The sequence below is a fragment of the Streptomyces sp. NPDC006435 genome (assembly GCF_040612315.1).
Lineage (GTDB): Bacteria > Actinomycetota > Actinomycetes > Streptomycetales > Streptomycetaceae > Streptomyces.
Genome location: NZ_JBEXPY010000102.1, coordinates 1 through 5,348, shown reverse-complemented (window position 1 = coordinate 5,348; position 5,348 = coordinate 1). Strand labels below are relative to the sequence as shown.

1 protein-coding gene is annotated in these 5,348 nt (G+C 72.3%); it reads left to right on the top strand.

Annotation, left to right across the window (positions count from 1 at the left end; all coding sequences use genetic code 11):
• On the top strand, positions 1 to 5,348 hold a 5,348-nt coding region (locus ABZZ04_RS39135), incomplete at both ends, for a beta-ketoacyl synthase N-terminal-like domain-containing protein (protein ID WP_356937008.1).

The window sequence follows — 5,348 nt, the reverse complement described above, 5'->3', positions numbered from 1 at the left end:
GTGGACGTGGTCCAGCCCGCGCTGTTCGCGATGGGTGTGGCCCTGTCCGCGCTGTGGCGGTCGTTGGGTGTGGAGCCGGCCGCCGTGGTCGGTCATTCGCAGGGCGAGGTGGTCGCCGCGGTCGTGAGCGGCGCTCTCACCCTGGAGCAGGGTGCGCAGATCGTCGCCCAGCGCTCCCGGGCTGTCCTGGCCTGCGCCGGACAGGGCGGCATGGCCCTCATCGAACGCCCCGTCGCGGTGGTGGAGGAATTCCTCGCCCCGTACGGGGACGCACTGTCCGTCGCGGCGGTGAACACCGCGGGGTCGACGATCATCTCCGGCCGGGCGGACGCGATCGAGCAGATCGTGGCCGAGCTCCAGGAACGGGATGTCTACGCCCGCAAGATCAACGTGGACTACGCCTCCCACAACGCCCAGATGGACCCGCTCCTGCCGGGCCTCGCCTCCGACTTCGAGGGCCTCGCCCCGCAGCAGGCCCGGATCGCGTTCTACTCCACGGTGACGGGTGAGGTGTCCGACGGCACCGACCTGGACGGTACCTACTGGTGCCGCAACCTGCGCGAACCCGTCCGCTTCGACCGCGCCCTCAACCACCTCCTCGACGACGGCCACACCGTCTTCGTCGAGATCTCCGCCCACCCGGTGCTGTCCATGCCGCTGACCGACGGCAGCGCGGAGCGGGGCGGGATCGTCGTGGGCTCCCTCGCCCGCGACCACGGGACCACCGCGCAGCTCCTGCGCAACCTCGGCCTCCTCCACGTCCAGGGCCACGCCATCGACTGGAACCAGGCCCTCGGAACCGCCCCGAACGTCGGCAAGAACCCCCTGCCCGACCTGCCCACCTACGCCTTCCAGCACGAGCACTACTGGATGGACACCCCGAAGACGTCCGGTGACGTGCGCTCCATGGGCCTGGACGCCTCCGGACACCCCTGGCTCGGCGCAGCCCTCGCACTCGCCGACGGCGAGGGCCACCTGCTCACCGGCCGCCTCTCCCTCACCGACCAGCCGTGGCTGGCCGAGCACGCCGCGTTCGGGACCGTTCTCGTCCCCGGCACCGGACTGCTCGAACTGGCGCTGACCGCGGCCCACCACGTAGGGGCCTCGGCCGTCGAGGAACTCACCCTCCTCGAACCGCTCGTCCTGACCGACGAGACCCCCCTCCGCCTCCAGGTCGTCGTCGGAGCGGAAACTTCGCAGGGGCGTCGGCCGGTGGCGGTCTACAGCCGGGGTGAGGACGTGTCCGAGGATGCTCCGTGGCGTCAGCATGCCGCCGGTGAGCTGGGGCACACGCAGTCCGCGGTTCCGGAGGCGGCCGCCGAACTGGTGCAGTGGCCGGTTGCGGGTGCAGAGCAGGTCGTACTGGACGGGTTCTACGAGGACTTCCGTGCCCGTGGCCTGGAGTACGGCCCCGCCTTCCAGGGCCTGACCGAACTGTGGCGCAAGGGGAACACCGCGTACGGGACCGTCCGCCTCCCCGAGGGGCTCCGGCCCGACGACTTCGGCATCCACCCCGCACTCCTGGACGCCGCCCTGCACACCCTGATGGGCGTGCGGCAGGAGGCGGACGGGGCCGAGAAGCCGGTGTTCCTGCCGTTCGAGTGGACCGGTGTCGAGCTGTACGCGACCGGCGCCACCGAACTGCGCGTACGCATCGAGGCGGAATCCGCGACGGGCGAGAACATTTCGCTCGTGGTGGCCGACGGCACCGGTGCCCCGGTCGCCGTCGCGCAGGGCCTGCGCATTCGTGAGGCGAGCGCCGAGCAGATCCGTGCCGGTGAGTCGGTCGAGCACCTCTACCGCGTCGAATTCAGGGCCCCCCGCGTGCTGGAGGAGGCACCGGACGGGGAGGTCTGGGTACTCGGCGGCAACGGCGAGGTGGCCCGCGCCCTGGACGCGGAGGGCTTCTGCACCGTCGACGAGGTGTCCGCACGCCTGGACGACGGCACGCCCGCGCCGCTTCGCCTCGTCATCGACACCACCGGTCCGGACGGCGGCTCCGCCGGCGACCCCGTGGGCGGTTTCGGCGACGGCCTCGTGGAGACGACCCGGACGCTGAGCCTCGTTCAGCAGCTGATATCCGAACAGCGCCTGGAAGAAACCGAGTTGGTGTGGCTCACCTCCGGTGCGGTGGATGCCGGTGACGGGGTGCGCGACCTGGTGCACGCCCCGCTGTGGGGGCTGCTGCGCACGGCGCGCAGCGAGCACCCCGAGCGTGCGATCCGGCTGGTGGACGTCGAGACGCCGGCCGCCGACGCGGAGCGCGCGCTTGCCGTCGCGGGCGAGCCGGAGGTGGCGGTACGCGAGGGCGAGGTACGGGTCGCGCGTCTGGTGGGCGTGACCGGGGCCGGTGCCGACAGCAGTAACAGTGTCGCCGGTGAGCGGCCGGTGCTGGATCCGTCCGGTGCGGTGCTGATCACGGGTGGTACGGGTGAGCTGGGCCGTGCGGTGGCCGGGCACCTGGTGCGTGTGCACGGGGTGCGGCACCTGGTGCTGACCTCGCGACGCGGCCAGGACGCCCCCGGCTCCCAGGAGCTGACGGCGGAACTCACGGCCGCCGGAGCCGAGACCGTACGCCTGGTGGCCTGCGACGTGTCGGACCGCGACCAGATCGCGGCAGTACTCGCCGACACCGGCACCGACACCGACACCGGCACCGAGCGTCCCTGGACCGGAATCTTCCACCTCGCCGCCGTGCTCGACGACGGGCTGCTGACCGCGCAGGACGCGGAAAGACTGGCCTCGGTGTGGGCCCCCAAGGCGGCGGGTGCGGCACATCTGCACGAGCTGTCCCAGCACCTCGACCTGGCCGCGTTCGTCCTGTTCTCCTCGGCCGCGGGTGTGCTGGGCGGTGCCGGGCAGGCCGGTTACGCGGCTGCCAACGCCTTCCTGGACGGGCTCGCCGCCCACCGCAGGCTTCAGGGGCTTCCCGCGACCAGTGTGTCCTGGGGGCTGTGGCAGCAGGCCGGTACCGGCCTGACCGCGTCCCTGGGCCGGGCCGAGCTGGCCCGTATGCACCGGGAGGGCGTCGGTGCGCTCACCGACAAGCAGGGATTGGCGGCCCTCGACGCCGCACTCGCCGAGCCCCGTGCCCATCTCGTCCCGATCAAGCTGGAGTTGGCGCCGCTGCTGCGCCGACCCGATGAGATCCCGGCGCTGCTGCGCGCTCTGGTCCGGGCTCCGCGCAGGCGTGCGGGGGAGTCCGGGGCGACGCCGTCGGGCCTGCGTGAGCAGTTGGCGGTCCTTCCGGAGACGGAGCGTTCGGCTTGGCTCACCCGTCTTGTCCAGCGTGAGGCTGCTGTGGTTCTGGGTGTGTCCGATGCGGACGGGATCGGTGCGCAGCAGGTGCTCAAGGAGTTGGGGATCGACTCGTTGATGGCGGTGGAGCTGCGGCGTCGGCTCTCGGCCGAGACCGGTCTCACGCTGCCCTCGACCCTCGCCTTCGACCACCCCACCCCCACGGCCATCGCCGCGCTGCTCCTCGAACGGCTCGCGCTCACCGACGGCGCGGGGAAGACCGCGCCGAAGCGCGGCCGCCGCAGGGCCACCGCGTCCGACGACCCCATCGCGGTCGTGTCCATGGCCTGCCGGCTGCCCGGCGGCATCGAGACCCCCGAGGACTACTGGGAGCTGCTGTCGTCCGGCGGCGACGCCGTCAGTGGACTCCCGTCGCGCTGGGAGAAGCTCGACGTCTACGACCCCGACCCCGAGGCCGTCGGCAAGAGCTACGCCCGCGAGGGCGGGTTCATCCACGACGTCGAGGGCTTCGACGCCGCGTTCTTCGGGATCTCCCAGCGCGAGGCGCTGTCGATGGACCCGCAGCAGCGGCTCGTGCTCGAAACGGCCTGGGAGGCGCTGGAGCGGGCCGGCATCCGGCCCGACGCACTGACCGGAAGCAGCACCGGCGTCTACCTCGGCGCCATGAGCTCCGACTACGGCGAGCAGGGGCGCGAGCTCGACGCGTTCGACGGGTACGTCAGCACGGGCAACGCCAGCAGCGTGGTCTCGGGCCGGGTGTCGTACGCGCTCGGCCTCCAGGGCCCGGCCGTGACCATAGACACCGCGTGCTCGTCGTCGCTCGTGGCCATGCACCTCGCGGCCACCGCCCTGCGCCAGGGCGAGTGCGAACTCGCCCTCGTCGGCGGTGTCACCATCATGAGCACGCCGAGGCTCTTCGTGGAGTTCTCCCGGCTCAAGGGCATGGCGCCGGACGGGCGTTGCAAGTCCTTCTCCGCCCGGGCCGACGGCGCCGGCTGGTCGGACGGCGTCGGCATCCTCGTGCTGAAGCGGCTGTCGGCCGCCGAGCGCGACGGGGACCGGGTGCTGGCGGTGCTGCGGGGCAGTGCCGTCAACCAGGACGGTCGCAGCCAGGGCCTCACCGCCCCCAACGGACCCTCGCAGCAGCGGGTGATCCACGACGCCCTCGAAGCCTCCCGCCTCGCACCGGCCGACATCGACGCCATCGAGGCGCACGGCACCGGAACCCCGCTCGGCGACCCGATCGAGGCCGGGGCCCTGGCCGAGGTGTTCGGCCCGGGACGCGACGAGGACCGGCCGGTGTACCTGGGCTCGTCGAAGTCGAACATCGGCCACGCGCAGGCGGCCGCGGGCGTCGCGGGCGTGATGAAGATGGTTCTCGCGCTTCAGCACGAGACCCTTCCGAAGACCCTGTACGTGGACGAGCCCAGCCCGCACATCGAGTGGGACGGCAGTGGGCTCCGGCTGCTCGACGAGGCACGGCCCTGGGCACGCGACACGGCACGCCCCCGCCGCGCCGGTGTCTCCTCCTTCGGGCTCAGCGGCACCAACGCCCACCTGATCCTGGAGGAGCCGCCGGTACGCGACGCACGGCCGGCGAAGACCGCCGGGACCGACCCGGTCCCCGCCCCCCTGGTGCTGTCGGGGCAGAGCGAGGAAGCCGTGCGCGCCCAGGCGGGACGCTGGGCGGACTGGATCGCCGGACGGCCGGACGTGTTGTCGGCCGATGTCGTGGCGACGGCGGCACTGCACCGCACGCACTTCGAGTTCCGGGCGGGCGTGCCGGCCACCGACCGCGACGAACTGGTCGACGCCCTGCGGGCGTTGGCGGATGGTCGGGCGCATCGTGATGTCGTCGAGGGTTCCGTCGTCGGTGGTGAGCTGGCGGTGTTGTTCACGGGGCAGGGCAGTCAGCGGATTGCGATGGGGCGTCAGTTGTACGGGGCGTTCCCGGTGTTCCGGGAGGCGTTCGACGAGGTGTGCGCGGCGTTGGATCCGCATCTGAGGGTGCCGTTGGCCGCGGTGGTGTTCGCTCCCGAGGACAGTGCGGACGCGGTGTTGGTGCATGAGACGGAGTTCACGCAGCCGGG